This is a genomic window from Desulfoscipio geothermicus DSM 3669, assembly GCF_900115975.1.
Classification (GTDB): Bacteria; Bacillota; Desulfotomaculia; order Desulfotomaculales; family Desulfallaceae; genus Desulfoscipio; species Desulfoscipio geothermicus.
In genome coordinates, this window is the sequence record NZ_FOYM01000014.1 from 70,962 (window position 1) to 86,396 (window position 15,435).

Sequence of the window (15,435 nt, forward strand, 5' to 3'; positions counted from 1 at the left end):
ATAAGTAGGACTTCCCAATTAAAATTTGCCAAACCGCATTTTTTACTGCTGTGGCGATTTCCCTCCAAAATATAAAGGGTTTACAAAGCCGGGTCAGCGGGCTTTGTAAACCCTTGCAACAAAATATTTATTGGTGCATATTAGGAAAATAATTAAAATTTGGTCAGGTATTGCTCCAATTCCCACGGGTGCACCTGCATCCGGTAGCTGTCCCATTCAATTTTCTTGGCTTCCATAAACCGGTGCAGCACATGCGGGCCCAGGGCATCCTGGATAACCCGGTCCAGGGAAAGGCAGTGCATAGCCTCCTGCAGGCTTTCGGGTAGGTTTCCGATCCCCAGCTGTTCCCGTTCCCGGGGGGAAAGTTCGTAAATATTACGATCACATGGTTCGGGCGGCTCAATTTTATTTTTGATGCCTTCCAGACCCGCCTTCAGGCAGACGGCAAAGGCCAGATAGGGGTTGCAGGACGGGTCGGGGCTGCGTAATTCAATTCGGGTGGACTGACCCCGCTTGGCCGGCACCCTGATCAGGGGGCTGCGGTTGCGGTAGGACCAGGCTATGTAAACCGGCGCCTCGTACCCCGAAACCAGTCTTTTATAGGAATTAACCGTAGGGTTGGTGATGGCTGTAATGGCCGGAATGTGTTTCATCAAACCGCCAATGTAGTAAAGGCAATCCTTGCTAAGCTGGTTTGGGGTTTCCGGGTTATAAAAGGCGTTGGCACTTTCTTTCATTAAAGACTGGTTCAAGTGCATACCCGATCCAGCGATGCCGAAAATTGGTTTGGGCATAAAGGTGGCATGCAGCCCGTGCCTCTGGGCGATGGTCCGTACGACAAACTTGAAGGTAACCACCTTGTCCGCAATATCCAGAGCATCAGAATACTTGAAATCAATTTCATGTTGGCCGGGGGCCACCTCATGGTGCGAGGCTTCAATTTCAAAGCCCATTTGCTGCAAGGTGAGCACCATGTCCCGGCGGGCGTTTTCCCCCAGGTCAACCGGCGTCATATCAAAGTATCCGGCCCGGTCATGGGTGATGGTTGTGGGCTTGCCTTCTCCGTCCACGTGAAAAAGAAAAAATTCAGCTTCGGGCCCTACGTTCATGGAATAGCCCATATCCGCCGCTTCGGCTAGGACCCGGCGTAAAACATGGCGCGGGTCGCCGATAAAGGGCGTGCCGTCGGCGTTGTAAATATCGCAGATTAATCTGGCCACCGCACCGTCCCTGGGTTTCCACGGGAAAACCACAAATGTTGACGGGTCAGGGTGCAGGTACATGTCAGATTCCTCAATACGCACAAAGCCTTCAATGGAAGAACCGTCAAACATCAACTCGTTGTCCAGGGCCTTATCCAGTTGTTCAACAGTAATCGAAACATTCTTCAATACACCGAAAATATCGGTAAACTGCAAGCGAATAAATTTGACGCCGTATTCCCTGGCCATGCTGCGCACATCTTCTTTGGTTAGTACAGCCATGTTTCACACCTCTCCTTTGAGCTGCTGCAGGGTACAATTTGCATTTTATGAAAAAAGCCCACAATGACAGTCACAATTCGAATTAACTGCCATGCAGGCTTCGTTGCCCTGTAACGGTACCCCATTGTACCCTTTCAATATTTTATTACTAACCATTAGTATAACACAAGTTGGGTAAAAAACCAGAGTGCTCTATAAATTCTTATAAAAAAGAAACCCTGCTCCATAATGAGGAACCAGGGTTGAGGATGGAAATAAGATTTAAGTAAAAGTGTTTAAAACATAGTCAGATACTTATCAACTTCCCAGTTATGCACCTGGACCCGGTATTGATCCCATTCCGCATTTTTCGCCTCTACGTACTTGGCGAGTATGTGCGGGCCCAGCGCGTCCCGAATGACTTCGTCGGCCAGTAGTTCGTCCACAGCCTCTTTCAGGCTGCCCGGCAGGCTGTAAATGCCCAATTCTTTACGTTCTGCTTCATCCATTTCGTAGATGTTTCGGTCGCACGGCAGAGGCGGTGCGATTTCGTTTTTGATACCGTCAAGCCCGGCTTTCAGGCAGGCGGCGATGGCCAGGTACGGATTGCAGGACGGATCGGGACTACGCAGTTCCACCCGGGTGCTCATACCCCGCTTGGCGGGGATCCGAATCAGGGGACTACGGTTGCGACCGCTCCATGCCAGGTAAACGGGGGCTTCATAACCGGGTACCAATCGCTTATAGGAATTTACTGTAGGATTGGCCACGGCAGCGATGGCCCGGGCATGCTTTAACAGGCCGCCGATATAGTGATAGGCGTCCTTGCTCAATTGCCCGGGGTCCTGCGGGTCAAAAAATACATTAGCGCCGTTTTTAAACAAGCTTTGGTTCATGTGCATGCCGCTGCCGTTAATGCCGAAAACAGGTTTGGGCATGAAGGTGGCATGCAGGCCGTGTCGCTGGGCGATGGTCCGTACGACAAATTTGAAAGTCACTATTTTATCGGCCACATCCAGGGCATTGGAATATTTAAAATCTATTTCGTGCTGGCCCGGGGCTACCTCGTGGTGTGAAGCCTCTATTTCAAAACCCATTTCTTCCAGTGTCAAAACCATGCTGCGCCGGGCGTTTTCACCCAGGTCCACCGGGGTAAGGTCAAAATAACCGGCCCGGTCATGGGTTTTTAAAGAGGGCGCGCCGCTGCCGTCAACCTGAAACAGGAAAAATTCCAGTTCCGGGCCCACCTGCATGGTATACCCCAGTTCCGCCGCCTCTGCCAGGACCTTTTTCAAGGCGTTGCGGGGGCATCCTGCAAAGGGTGTGCCGTCCGGGTTATATACATCGCACATCAATCGGGCTACGCCGCCTTCCCTGGGCCGCCAGGGGAAGACAACAAATGTTTGCGGGTCCGGGCGCAGGTACATGTCGGACTCCTCAATTCTGGTGAACCCGAAAATGGAGGAACCGTCAAACATCAATTCGCCGTCCAAGGCCTTTTCCAACTGCTCTATGGTAATGGCCACATTTTTTAACACTCCCAGAATGTCTGTAAACTGCAAGCGGATAAACTTTACCCCGGCCTCCCTGGCCTTGGCCAGCACCTCATTTTTGAGAGTATCATGCATAAATATTCCACCTTTCCTGTAAAAATAAACAGCGTCCCGTTAAAGCAGTTTTTAGTACCCGCTTTATTAAGGCGCCTTTACCTTTGCGGTACCTTATCATACTGGCCCCTATTTATTTAATGCCTGGGACATGATTACTGCTTCAGCTACCACGCGAATGGAAACGCGTTTGTTCATGCTCTGGCGCTGTATGCGCCGAAAGGCCTCGGCTTCAGACAGTCCGTGGGTTTCCATTAAAATGCCCTTGGCCCGTTCCACCAGTTTCCTGGTTTCCAGCGTTTCCTGGAGGTCCTTGATCTTCTTCTCCAGGTTCATAATCTCCTGGTAGTTCGCCAGAGCCAGCTCAACGGTTGGAATGAGAGAGGTTTCACTCACGGGCTTTATAAGTAAAGCATACACCCCGGCTTCCTTGGCCTTTTCCATAATTCCCTGTTGGTTGGAGGTGCTGGTCGCCACCACGGGTGCCAGCTTATCATCGTGCACAATTTTGGCTACTTGCAGTCCATCCATTCCGGGCAGGGCGGCATCTATGATTAACAGGTCCGGCTGCCTGCTGCGGACCAGCTTTAGAGCACTCAGGCCGTCGCCGGCTTCACCCACCACCCAGTAGCCGTATTTGCCCAGCATCGCCTTGAAATTTTTTCGCCATACAGTGTCAGCATCTATCAAAACAATCCTCTGTTCGCCCATGCGGAGTTGACCTCCCGTCAAAAGGATCAAACAAAAAGCCCTCAAACAGATACTGACAGAATACCTGTTGAGGGCATCATTGCCATATTATGATACATCATTGTATCATTTACTTTTTAAACTGCCCTTATTATAAACTAACCAATCCCTTAAAATCAATACCTTTTTGTTAACCCAAAATTTTCTCTACTTCATCGGCATCGCAATCCATCACATACTGGATACCGGAAATCTCAGCCGCTTCTTTAGTCAGGGCCACCAGATCGTTTCTGGTCATGTGCTCCAGGCTGAACTTGCGGGCGCCGCACATGAATTGCCGCAGTCCTTGCGCTAGACGCTCAAAATAACTGTAAACTCCGATAGCGCCCACTGGCAGCCGGTCAAATGCCTCGGCGCCCAGTTTATCTTTCAGTTCTTCGGCGGCGATAAAGACCTGCTCCAGTTTTTCACCGTATTTTTTGTATTCGTTGGGTACTTTGCCGCTCCTGACGGCCTCGCCCACGGTTTTGCCCACCATGGCCGCCGACAGGGCGGAACGAGCCATGCCGATAGCCTTGGTATACGGGGCACCCATGGCCAGACCCTTGAACATATGGTCTTCCAGGGTGAACCCGCCGGCTATGGCCACAGGCGGCAAATAAGCGCCCTTGGCGGCCAGCTTGTCAAGATACTTCATCAACATGGCTTGCAGGTAAACTGTGGGTACACCCCATTCATTCATCATCCGCCACGGGCTCATGCCGGTGCCGCCGCCGGCTCCGTCCACGGTTAAAAGGTCCAGCTTGGCGTCCGAGGCGTACTTGACGGCGCGGGCCAGATCGGCCGGGCGATAGGCCCCGGTTTTAAGCATGACGTACTTGGCACCGGCGTTACGCAATTCCTCCACCCGGCTCATGAACGATTCATACTCCACGAATCCTATCCGGGAGTGCCGTTCAAATTCACTGAAAGCGCCCGCCTTGAACGCTTCCTGCACCTTGGGATCTTCGGGGTTGGGCAGTACAACATATCCGCGGCTCTTGAGCTGCAGGGCTCTTTCCAGGGTATTCAATTTTACTTCGCCGCCGATGTCTTTGGCACCCTGGCCCCATTTAAGTTCAACGGCCTCAACGCCCAGTTTTTCAAGGCAGTATTCCTGTACGCCCAGGGAAGTATCTTCCACGTTGGCCTGCACGGCGATAAAGCCTTTGCCGTTGTACCAATCCTGGAAGACCTTGATTCGCTTGGCCATATTGGGAGAATGAACTACCCGACCGCCCTTGATTTCCGAGTTGGGGTCCATGGCACAGACATTTTCCCCGATCACAATGCCTACGCCGCAGATGGCGGCGCCTGCTGCCAGGTGATCCCAGTTGTTGGCTGCCACATTGGTGGAGCCCATGCCTGCCACCACGATGGGCAGGTTTAGTTTGATGTCGCCATTGGCGCCCACTGCGCTTTCCAGGTTAACGGCGGGGAATATCGCCTTGTTCGAATCGGCTTCGATACCGTAAGCCCCTACTGCGGTGCCCATGATGTTAAAGTGCGAGTAATCAACGGGGTAATCTTTCTGGGAAGCGGAAGTCGTTTTCCCGAAAGGCTGGGGGTATAGAACCTCCTTGCCCCGTATGGCTGATTTGCCTATTTCACAGAGTCCGGGGCAACCATCGAGACAGGTTACGCACATTCCGCTAAAAGGGCACTTGCTTTCTCCGGTGCGTAAACGGGTTAAAGTTGCTGCACTGGCGTTGATACCGTTACTGAAATTCATCTTTCCATCCTCCTATGCAATCCATAAAAGTTAATATTTTTTTCTCTTTAAAATCTAAATAGTGCCAACCGGTATTTCTTTTTCTCTAATCAGCTAAGTATTCGTTAAAAGTATTAGCGACTTGTTTAAAAATTAACTTTTTGTTTGTTATGCCGGTAAACGTAACCTACCCTGATTGATTCCCCCTTTCTCATGCTATTAATTGCCCTGAAATTATATTTTAAATTTTCAGGTATGCTAATTCAGATCGCTGTTTCGGCTCCAGATCTTAGTGGGCGGCTGGTACAGGGAGCCGATTAGGGTGCCGTATCCCCTGCGGGCGGCCACCTCATCCGTGTCGACGATGTGTACGTCCAACATGCGGCGGATGGGTGGAGCATCGTCACCCAGGAGTACTCGGTAAAGCGATAGTAATTTATCATTCAATAACTGCACTGCTTGGGCCAGGGAAGGTGTTTTCTCCCCCACCAGGACCAGCAGGTCGATATCCGAGGTTTTTCCGGCCGAATCCTTCATGGTGCTGCCATAAACGTAGACGGATTGTACAGTAGCATATTGCTCCCCGAGATACCGGCCCAGTTCCTTGGCTAGGGCGTAGCGGATCCGGCTGTGAATGGTCGGGCAATTCTTTTGCATCAGTTGCAGGATTTCCTCCCTGGAGTAGTAATGTTTTTGGCTGCAAAAAGCAAGGGAATTGTCAAAGAAAGCAGCTGCCAGCATATATCTATCCTCCCTTCAAAGGGTAAAAAAATATTTCTCTATATCTGTAAATGCTACATAAAAATGCTATCTCTGTATTGTTTTATTGTATCTGGCTGAAAAGCGTCAAAGTTTGATTCTTGGAAATATTCCAACTCCTTTGGTTGCATGTTTTATGATCTGGAACAGAAAGTGTGGCAATATTTACCATGCATTCTGTTTCAGATTATGTTACTAGATCAGTTGAAAATATAGACAATCAATTTAACTACATCTCGTGGTGCAAAATTCGATACAAGTTAGAAGTTTTGCAGGTATTCATCAAGTTCCCATTGGTGTACCTGGGACTGGAATCTTTCCCACTCATTTTCCTTGGCTTCCAGATAGCGTTGAAAAATAGATTCACCCAGTGCTTGTTTGATAACCACATCGGTTTTAAAAGCCCGCAGGGCGCCTTCCAGGTTGCGCGGGAGCCCCATTTCCCGGATCACTTCTTTTATTTCCCAGGCCGGGATATCTTTAGCCAGGGGTTTGGGGGCGGTAAGTTTACGTTTGATTCCGTCCAACCCGGCCTGAAGGGCCGCTGCTATGACTGTATAGGGGTTGCCGGTCGGGTCCGGGCTGCGCAGTATCACCCGGGTGCCGTTACCCCGCCAGGAAGGAACGCGTATCATGGCGCTGCGATTATTTTCCGACCAGCCGGCCAAAACCGGGGCCAGGTCGTTGGATGAAATGCGTTTATAGGAGTTAACCAGCGGATTGGCAATAGCCGTGAGCGCTCCGGCATGCTCAACAAGCCCCGCAATAAATCTTTTGGCTGTAATACTCAGACCGTCGGGTTCCTTTGCAGCATAGAATACATTTTTCTCATCCTGCCAAAGTGACATTTGCAGGTGTAGACCCGAACCGTTAACGCCGGAAACAGGCTTTGGCATGAAAGTGGCGTGCAAGCCGTGTCGTTGGGCAATGGTGCGTACAACAAATTTAAAAGTGGCTATGCTGTCTGCTATGGCCAGGGCATCATCTTCCTTAAGAAAAATTTCGTGCTGCCCCGGGGCAATTTCGTGATGTGAGGAAGAAACATCAAACCCCATTTCCTGCAATGTCAGCACCATGTCACGGCGGGCGTTTTCCCCCATATCCACGGGTGTTAGATCGCAATAGCCGGCCTGATCGTGGGTAATCACCGTCGGTTTACCCTTTTCATCGGTTTGGAACAGGAAAAATTCTATTTCCGCGCCGACTTGCAGGTGCAACCCTTTAGACTCGGCCGCGGCTATAGTTCGCTTGATAACCGAGCGGGAGCAGCCGCCGAAGGGTGTCCCGTCGGGGTGCAGCAAGTCGCAGATCAGTCGAGCCACTGCGCCCTCGCGAGGCCGCCAAGGAAATATTACAAAAGTGGAGGGGTCCGGGTTGAGTAAAATATCGGATTCGTACCGACCAACAATACCTTCGATTACGGAACTGTCGAAACTAATCTGCCCGTCCAGAGCTCTTTCCAGTTCTTCCACAGTTATGGCGATGTTTTTCAAGGTACCGAAAATATTGGTGAACTGTAGGCGAATAAACTTGACATTGTGTTCCGCAGCCTTTTCCAGCACGTCTTGTTTAGTAAAGGTCCTCACGGTGATCCTCCTTCAGGTAAATATTTTTCCGGAAAATTATAAACGTCCCCAACAAACATGCGCAAAACCACGCATGCTTGTTAGGGACGTCCTTGCCCCGAAAAATTTATTTACCTATCAATTATTATTATATGGTTTAAGAGGTTATAAGCAATATGTTTTGGCGAAGAATATTGTATACTTAAAATATATCATTGTTTTTGTAATTTTACAATAATGTTTTTGGCTACTTTGGTAATGGGGATGCACTTATCCATGCTGATCTTTTGCATGTAACGAAACGCCTCGCTCTCGGACATGCTGCGGCGGTCCATCAACAACCCCTTGGCTCTTTCCAGCAGTTTGCGATTTTCCAACTCCTGCTTGTATTTCTTAATTTCCCGTTCCAGGCTGAGGATATTATTGAAAGCGTTGATAGCCACTTCTACAACCGGCAGCACGTAACTTTCATGCACTGGCTTGGTTATTATCCCAAATATCCCGGGTACCCGGGATATTTCCATCATATCTTTTTCGGAATAAGAAGTAATCAACACGACGGGTGCCAGGTTGTGCTCCCTGATATACCCCGCAAACATCAGGCTTCCCCCGGGGAGATTATCGTCCACCACAATAACATCGGGCTCGTATTTCAGGGCCTCCTGCAGCGCGGCCTTGGCGTCGGCGGGCTCTGCCACCACCACGTACCCTGACCGCTGCAATATTTCCATGAGTTGCTGGTGTAAAACCTTGTCGGCATTGGCCAGCATAATTCGCGTGCCTAACACGGGCACCACCCCTGCTAAAAAAAATCAGTCACATTTTATCATGCCACCATTATCCAATACAAGCAGGGGAAGACTTAAACTGACTATACATAAACGTATAATCTTAGTATATAAATTGCTTATTGTAACAATTGCCCCAGGGCTTCCGGGTCGGTAACCGGTTCCCGGCAGGCCCGGTCCCGGCAGACATATGCCGTGGCTTGCCCGTTCACGGGCTGCTGCTCCCGGGTAAAAGGCGCCAAGTTTTCAATTAGCCTCTCCTGCTCCCCTTCGGGTCGATAGATGATTACGGTGTTGGGCGTGTATTCCCGCTGGACCCGGCGCAGCATTTCCGCAACTCCGGTATCATCTTGCCTGCCCACGATCACCACTTCCGTAACCGGCCCCGCGGCAAACAACATTGCGTTCATAAAATGGGCATAGCCCCGGGGATATTCCGCTACAGTCCCGGTAAAGGCGCGCATTTGACTTTCCGCCATTTCTTCCAGGCGACTGTCGCCCGACAGGGCCGCCAAGTGAAGTAAATTCAAAGCCATTACTGAATTTCCTGAAGGCGTGGCCCCGTCATATACTTCCTTGGGCCGGGTAATAAGCTGCTCGGCGTCGGCCCCGTAAAAGAAAAAACCTCCTTTTTCCCGATCCCAAAATAACTCTCGGGCCTTATCGATCAAATCCACAGCCTGGCTCAAATAAACGGGTTTGAATGTTGCCCGGTACAATTCAATTAAACCCCAGATAATAAAGGCATAATCATCAAGGTAGGCGGTAAAGGCCGATTCCCCGTCCCGGTAGCGGGCCAGCAGCCGCCCGTCCGCCCTTTGCAGCTTCTCCCGGATAAACCGCTCCGCCCGCTCTGCCGCTTCCCGGTACCGCGCATCACCCAGTACGGCGGCTCCCCGGGCCAGGGCGGCGATCATCAGCCCGTTCCAGGCCGTCAGTATTTTGTCGTCCTTGAACGGGTGTACCCTTTTTTCCCGGTGGGCGAATAATTTTTGCCGGTATTCTTCCAATATTATTAGTAGTCCATCCACCTCAATGTCCAGCCCGTTGGCGTGCTCTGCCGGTAAGGTGTTTATTAAATTGGGTACGCTATGGCCTTCAAAATTTCCGGCCTCGGTAATATCATAAACCCGGCAAAAGATATCGCCCGCTTCCCTGCCCAGCACTTCCCGTACTTCACCAGGCGTCCATACATAAAACTTGCCCTCCACCCCTTCCGAATCGGCATCTTCGGCGGAATAAAACGCTCCCTCGGGGTGGGTCATATCTCTCAAAACGTAGGTGAAAATCTGCCTTGCCGCCCCGGCGTAATATTCATCTTTGGTAGCCTGGTGTGCTTCCAGGAAAGCCAGGGCCAACAACGCATTGTCGTAAAGCATCTTTTCAAAATGGGGGACCAGCCACTTATGGTCGGTGGCATAGCGGGCGAAGCCGAATCCGATATGATCGTTTATTCCGCCCCGGTATATGGCGCGGAGCGTTTTTCCTGCCATGGATAGGGCTTCAGATTCCCCGGTCAGCTTCCAGTATCTTAATAAAAACAGTATGTTGTGCGGAGTAGGAAACTTGGGCGCGGACCCGAACCCGCCGTATATTTTATCAAAAGCCTGTCTGAATTGTTCATATCCACGTTTTGTTATTTCCAGCGGCGATTCAAACGATTCCCCGGGGATGCGGTCAAATTCCCGCACTCTTTCGGTGATTAGGTTGCCGGCCTGCATAACTTTGTCACGGTCGTCCCGCCACCTTTGGGCTATCTGTTTCAGAATATCCAGCAGTCCGGCGCGCCCCCACCTGGATCGTTTGGGAAAATAGGTGCCGGCAAAGAAAGGTTTTTTATCCGGGGTCATAATAACGGTCAGCGGCCATCCACCCTGCCCGGTAAGGGCCTGACAGACCGTCATGTAAATATGGTCGATATCGGGCCGCTCTTCCCGGTCTACTTTAACGGAAACAAAATACCGGTTTAACACCTCCGCCACTTCTTGATCTTCAAAGGATTCCCTTTCCATGACATGGCACCAGTGACAGGTGCTGTAACCGATACTGAGAAAAATCGGCTTGTCCTCCCTGGTGGCCCGGTCAAAGGCCTCTTCTCCCCACGGGTACCAGTACACCGGATTACGGGCGTGCTGTAACAGGTAGGGGCTTTTTTCGTTTATCAGGCGGCTTGTATGTGTACTTGAGGTTGGTTTGACCATTTTTTTCTTTTCACCTCCCAGACATAACATTTTTTTTTTATTATGAACGAAAAACGCAGGGATTACGCCCTGGCTTTGCCGGTGTGTTGTATTTGTTTACATTATTTACCTGTAGGGGTTGTTGGCAAAACTATTGCTGTATTGCATATTGTATATTTAGAAAGGCTCAAGAAGGTGCAAGGGATGCATCTTCTTCAAACGGCAATGTCGCCCGCCTTGTTTATCGGGTGGGCGACATTTTTTGTTTATACAAGCTTTTAAAACTTTATTTACCTGGGAGGGATAGATTTAATGTGCGGAATTGCAGGCTGGATAGATTGGGAAGAAGACCTTACCCGACAGCGTAATATTGTGGAGGCCATGAATGAAACCCAGGCCAACCGCGGTCCCGACGCCGCCGGGGTCTGGCTTTCGCCGCGGGCCGCTCTGGCGCACCGCCGTTTGACAGTGGTTGATCCGGCGGGCGGCGGACAGCCCATGACCCGGCGGCGGGGCGAAAAAGAGTATATCATCACTTATAACGGAGAGCTGTATAACACGCCGGAACTGCGACGGGAACTGTCTGCGCGCGGGTACACTTTTCAAGGACACTCGGATACGGAAGTGCTGTTGGTATCTTACGTGGAATGGGGTCCCCGGTGCGTGGAGTATCTAAACGGTATTTACGCCTTTGCCGTCTGGAGCGAGGCCGACCGGTGCCTCTTTATGGCTCGCGATCGTTTGGGAGTGAAGCCTCTTTTTTATACCCGGCGGGGGAGCGCCTTTATTTTCGGCTCCGAGTTGAAATCTTTGCTGGCTCATCCGGCGGTGCAGCCGAAACTGGGCACCGATGGACTGGCTGAAGTTTTAATTATGTGTCCCAGCCGCTCGCCAGGACACGGGGTTTTTCATAATATATTGGAGTTAAAGCCGGGGTATTGCCTGTTGTATGATCAAAATGGCTTGCAACTGCGCCGGTATTGGGCACTGGAAAGCAAACCGCATGAAGACGACCTGGAAACCACCGTTACCACGGTGCGAGACCTTTTCCAGGATGCGGTGGAGAGGCAGCTGGTGGCCGACGTCCCTGTCTGTACGCTATTGTCCGGGGGGCTTGATTCCAGCGCTATTACGGCCTTTGCCGCCGAATCGTTTTTCCGGGGCGGTATGGGTAATTTACATACCTGGTCAGTGGACTTTGCTGAAAACGACCGGTATTTTGAGGCCAGTGTATTTCAACCCAATTCTGATGCCCCGTGGGTGCGGCGTGTGTCGAATTACCTGGGTACCGTTCACCACCCGGTAATAATTGACACTCCTGAACTGGTGGATGCCTTGACGGTGGCCGTACGGGCGCGCGACCTGCCCGGCATGGCCGACGTGGATGCATCTCTGTACTTGTTTTCCCGCGCGGTTAAAGAGGAAGCTACCGTGGCCCTCTCGGGGGAGTGCGCCGACGAGGTCTTCGGGGGCTACCCCTGGTTTCATAGACCGGAGGTGTTGACGGAGGGCACTTTTCCCTGGATGCGGTCCCTGGAAAGGCGTGAGCAGCTGCTTGCCCCCGAGGTGGTGGATTGGATTCGGCCTCGGGAATACGTGGACCGGCGGTACCGGGAAACCCTGGCTGAGGTTCCACACCTGCCCGGTGAGAACCCACGCGAGGCCCGCATGCGTGAACTGCTATACCTGACTTTAAACTGGTTCATGGCCACGCTGCTGGACCGCAAGGACCGCATGAGTATGGCCGTCGGTTTGGAAGTGCGGGTCCCGTTCTGCGATCACCGGCTGGTGGAATATGTATGGAACATTCCCTGGGAAATGAAAACCCTGGGTGGCATGGCTAAAGGAATTTTGCGCCGCGCCCTGGCCGGTATCTTGCCCGAAGAAGTGCTTCACCGGCGTAAAAGCCCGTACCCCAAAACCCATAATCCAAATTATCTGGAGGCCGTGCGTCAGCAGCTTGTGGAAATCCTGGCGGATACGGAGTCGCCGCTACTTGAGCTGATCAATGTGGAGGCCGTGCGTGCCATGGTCAGCGCCGGCCAATTGTCTTTTAAACAGCCCTTTTTCGGCCAGTTGATGACCGACGCACAGTTCTTTGCTTATCTTATTCAATTGGACTACTGGTTGAGAGAGTATAATGTGCAGATAAAGTGAGGTTTTGCAGTAAAACTTTTGGTGCCGGGTGTTGAAAGTTGAAAGGTTGCAACCTTTCAACTTTCAACACCCGGCACCGTGGCTCTTTTCTTTTTTTAATATGCGTATATTTTGCCGTAAGGTCGTTTGGATACCGGCAACAGCTTGATGAACGGTCCCTGTAAAATTTCTTCTGGGTTGGCGTCAAAGTGCCGGCAATATTCCACCACGTAGTTGCGGATGATTTCCTTATCCTTTTCATCCAGCGGGCGTATGCCCACTTCCCGGCCCAGTTGATGCTGCTCCACATGGCCTCGGAGGTAAATTACCCCGCCGTGCATGCCGGTGCCGATATAATTGGCCCGGTGCAAATCATTTTCCTGCAAGGTCAGGCCCAGCAAAATGAGGATGCCTCCGGCCATGTATTCGCCCAGAAAGTCCTGGGCCGTACCACCGATCACCAGCACAGGCACCTTGTCCCGGTATTCCTTCATATGAATAGCCGCCCGGTAACCCACATTATCCCTAATAAATATCCGACCGCCGCGCATGGACATGGCCGCCACGTCCCCCGCGCGACCGTGGACGATTATTTCCCCCGCGTCCATGGTATTGCCTACACCGTCCTGGGCGTTTCCGTGCACTATGATGCGGTGGCCGTTCAGAAAAGCGCCAAGGTCGTTGCCCGGAAAGTTATTGATTTCAATGGTTACTTTTTCACGTCCGGGATCATATAACCGGGTACCGATGTACCGCTGTCCGAAAACATTGTTGATAACTATTCTGGAAACACCATGCTGTAAGCTTTCTCTGAGCAAATCGTTCAATTCTTTATGCTTCAACCCCCGGGCGTCGATCACGGCCTTTGTTTCATTAATATCGGCGTATTCCAATAGTTTGCTCACCGGCATTAGGCCGTCCAGAAAATTATCGCGCATGCCGAATTTGACATTCAAACCATTCATGATATCACTCCCCCGCTCCTTTTACGCCCAGGACATCCAGCTCCCATGCTTCCAGTCCCACGCCACGCAGGTGATCCCGGTTGCCCCGCAGGCTCTCAATGGCGTTGATACCCATACCGCCCAGTAATTCTTGGATTTCGTGGCTCCAGCTCTTCAAGAGATTAACTAACTTGCGCGTAGCTATCTCGGGGTTCAGCCTTTTTGTCAAATAGGGGTTCTGGGTACAAATGCCCCAGTTGCATTTGCCGGTATAGCATTTATGACAAAGCGTGCAGCCCATGGCCACCAGGGCGGCCGTTCCGATGTATACGGCATCGGCGCCCAGGGCAATGGCTTTGATGGCATCGGTGGAACACCTGATACCCCCGGCGGCCAGGATGGAACACTTGTGCCGGATACCCTCGTCCCGGAGCCGCTTATCTACAGCGGCCAGGGCCAGTTCCATGGGAATGCCTACGTTGTCCCTGGTGGCCAGAGGCGCCGCGCCCGTGCCGCCCCTGATGCCGTCGATGGCCACGATGTCCGCGCCCGCCCGCACGATGCCGGAGGCGATGGCGGCCACATTATGCACTGCGGCGATTTTAACTGAAACCGGCTTTTCGTAATTGGTGGTCTCCTTCAGGGCATAAATCAGCATGGACAGATCTTCGATGGAATAAATGTCGTGCTGGGGCGCCGGAGACAGCGCGTCCGTTCCCTGGGGGATCATCCTGGTCCTGGCTATGTCTGCGGAAACTTTTTCGCCCGGCAGGTGTCCCCCGATCCCGGGCTTGGCGCCTTGGCCGATTTTTATTTCAATAATCCGGGCGCTGTTTAAATATTCGGGATCGACACCGAACCGCCCGCTGGCGCATTGCACGATGGCACTGACGCCGAATTCCTCCCGCATGTGGGCCGGTAAACCGCCTTCGCCGGTGTTAAACAGGGTGCCGAACTCCCTGGCCGCAGTGGCCAGTGATTTGTAAGCCGGGTAACTGATGGCACCCAGGGACATAGCCGAAAACACCAGCGGGGTACTGATCGGCACATTGGGATGCAGGCCGGATTCCAACCGGGGCAGGCCGTCGTTGTCATAAGTTACTTGCAAGGTGTCCGGCTTTTTGCCTAAAAAGGTTTTTAGTTCCATAGGCTCCCGCAGCGGGTCGATTGAAGGGTTGGTAACCTGGGAGGCGTTCAACACCAGGTGGTCCCAGTAAATTCTGTAAGGCCGGTCGTTGCCGCTGCCGGTTAAAACCACGCCGCCCGTCTCGGCCTGCTTTTTCAGGTTTTGCAATTTATCCCTGGTCCAACTGCAGTTGGGCCGGTAGTCCGCTGTACGGGGCTGGACGTGCAGGGCATTGGTGGGGCAGAGGACCACGCAGCGCTGGCAGCCAACGCAGGCTTCCTCGGTGGTGAACAATCTGTCCAGTTCCCCGTCGTATTCGTGCACCTGGTTGGCGCATTGCCTTTCGCAGACCCGGCAGCGGATGCATCTATCTTCCAATCTTTTCACGGTGAATTCGGGTAGTAGGTAAGAATACATTTTGATCACC

The 15,435-nt window shown here is 51.9% G+C and carries 11 protein-coding genes; 1 reads left to right on the top strand and 10 read right to left on the bottom strand.

All coding sequences use genetic code 11. From position 1 onward, the window contains the following. Positions 1 to 152: 152 nt before the first annotated feature. From glnA (BM299_RS09940) to BM299_RS09975, 8 genes are all read right to left on the bottom strand, one after another. Positions 153 to 1,484: a type I glutamate--ammonia ligase gene (glnA, locus tag BM299_RS09940; protein WP_092483546.1), complete on the bottom strand. Its 1,332-nt coding sequence runs from the start codon at positions 1,482 to 1,484 to the stop codon at positions 153 to 155. Between the two features lie 275 nt (positions 1,485 to 1,759). Continuing rightward, a complete protein-coding gene (gene glnA / locus BM299_RS09945) occupies positions 1,760 to 3,091 on the bottom strand; it encodes a type I glutamate--ammonia ligase (protein WP_092483548.1) in 1,332 nt (443 codons plus the stop codon). Between the two features lie 108 nt (positions 3,092 to 3,199). Beyond that, positions 3,200 to 3,781, bottom strand: coding sequence for an ANTAR domain-containing response regulator (locus BM299_RS09950; RefSeq protein ID WP_092483549.1), 582 nt, complete (start codon positions 3,779 to 3,781; stop codon positions 3,200 to 3,202). A gap of 169 nt (positions 3,782 to 3,950) precedes the next feature. Beyond that, positions 3,951 to 5,531 (bottom strand): FMN-binding glutamate synthase family protein, encoded by a 1,581-nt coding sequence (locus BM299_RS09955; RefSeq protein ID WP_092483551.1) that lies wholly within the window; start codon positions 5,529 to 5,531, stop codon positions 3,951 to 3,953. Positions 5,532 to 5,768: 237 nt separating this feature from the next. Next, positions 5,769 to 6,251 (bottom strand): nucleotidyltransferase domain-containing protein, encoded by a 483-nt coding sequence (locus tag BM299_RS09960; protein ID WP_092483553.1) that lies wholly within the window; start codon positions 6,249 to 6,251, stop codon positions 5,769 to 5,771. Between the two features lie 278 nt (positions 6,252 to 6,529). Further along, positions 6,530 to 7,855: a type I glutamate--ammonia ligase gene (gene glnA / locus BM299_RS09965; protein WP_092483555.1), complete on the bottom strand. Its 1,326-nt coding sequence runs from the start codon at positions 7,853 to 7,855 to the stop codon at positions 6,530 to 6,532. Between the two features lie 191 nt (positions 7,856 to 8,046). Continuing rightward, entirely contained in the window at positions 8,047 to 8,622 is a 576-nt protein-coding gene (locus BM299_RS09970) for an ANTAR domain-containing response regulator (RefSeq protein ID WP_092483557.1), read from the bottom strand. A 119-nt stretch (positions 8,623 to 8,741) separates the two neighbouring features. Next, positions 8,742 to 10,823, bottom strand: coding sequence for a thioredoxin domain-containing protein (locus tag BM299_RS09975; RefSeq protein ID WP_092483559.1), 2,082 nt, complete (start codon positions 10,821 to 10,823; stop codon positions 8,742 to 8,744). Between the two features lie 291 nt (positions 10,824 to 11,114). Between BM299_RS09975 and asnB the strand changes: the two genes are divergently transcribed. Further along, on the top strand, positions 11,115 to 12,959 hold the full coding sequence (asnB, locus tag BM299_RS09980) for an asparagine synthase (glutamine-hydrolyzing) (protein ID WP_092483561.1): 1,845 nt from the start codon (positions 11,115 to 11,117) through the stop codon (positions 12,957 to 12,959). Between the two features lie 95 nt (positions 12,960 to 13,054). Here asnB and BM299_RS09985 read toward each other — a convergent pair whose 3' ends face one another. Together BM299_RS09985 and BM299_RS09990 are read right to left on the bottom strand one after the other, a co-directional pair. Continuing rightward, complete coding sequence (locus BM299_RS09985; protein WP_092483563.1) at positions 13,055 to 13,903, bottom strand: GltB/FmdC/FwdC-like GXGXG domain-containing protein; 849 nt, start codon at positions 13,901 to 13,903, stop codon at positions 13,055 to 13,057. 4 nt (positions 13,904 to 13,907) lie between these two features. After that, the gene (locus BM299_RS09990; RefSeq protein ID WP_092483565.1) at positions 13,908 to 15,425 is read right to left on the bottom strand and encodes a glutamate synthase-related protein; all 1,518 of its coding nucleotides are present in this window, start codon (positions 15,423 to 15,425) and stop codon (positions 13,908 to 13,910) included. Positions 15,426 to 15,435: the final 10 nt, after the last annotated feature.

Bases quoted from the DNA above. Each gene is read 5' to 3' on its own strand.
- asnB (WP_092483561.1), top strand. From the start codon at position 11,115: ATGTGCGGAATTGCAGGCTGGATAGATTGGGAAGAAGACCTTACCCGA.
- BM299_RS09990 (WP_092483565.1), bottom strand. From the start codon at position 15,425: ATGTATTCTTACCTACTACCCGAATTCACCGTGAAAAGATTGGAAGAT.
- glnA (WP_092483548.1), bottom strand. From the start codon at position 3,091: ATGCATGATACTCTCAAAAATGAGGTGCTGGCCAAGGCCAGGGAGGCC.
- BM299_RS09960 (WP_092483553.1), bottom strand. From the start codon at position 6,251: ATGCTGGCAGCTGCTTTCTTTGACAATTCCCTTGCTTTTTGCAGCCAA.
- BM299_RS09975 (WP_092483559.1), bottom strand. From the start codon at position 10,823: ATGGTCAAACCAACCTCAAGTACACATACAAGCCGCCTGATAAACGAA.
- glnA (WP_092483546.1), bottom strand. From the start codon at position 1,484: ATGGCTGTACTAACCAAAGAAGATGTGCGCAGCATGGCCAGGGAATAC.
- BM299_RS09955 (WP_092483551.1), bottom strand. From the start codon at position 5,531: ATGAATTTCAGTAACGGTATCAACGCCAGTGCAGCAACTTTAACCCGT.
- BM299_RS09985 (WP_092483563.1), bottom strand. From the start codon at position 13,903: ATGAATGGTTTGAATGTCAAATTCGGCATGCGCGATAATTTTCTGGAC.
- BM299_RS09950 (WP_092483549.1), bottom strand. From the start codon at position 3,781: ATGGGCGAACAGAGGATTGTTTTGATAGATGCTGACACTGTATGGCGA.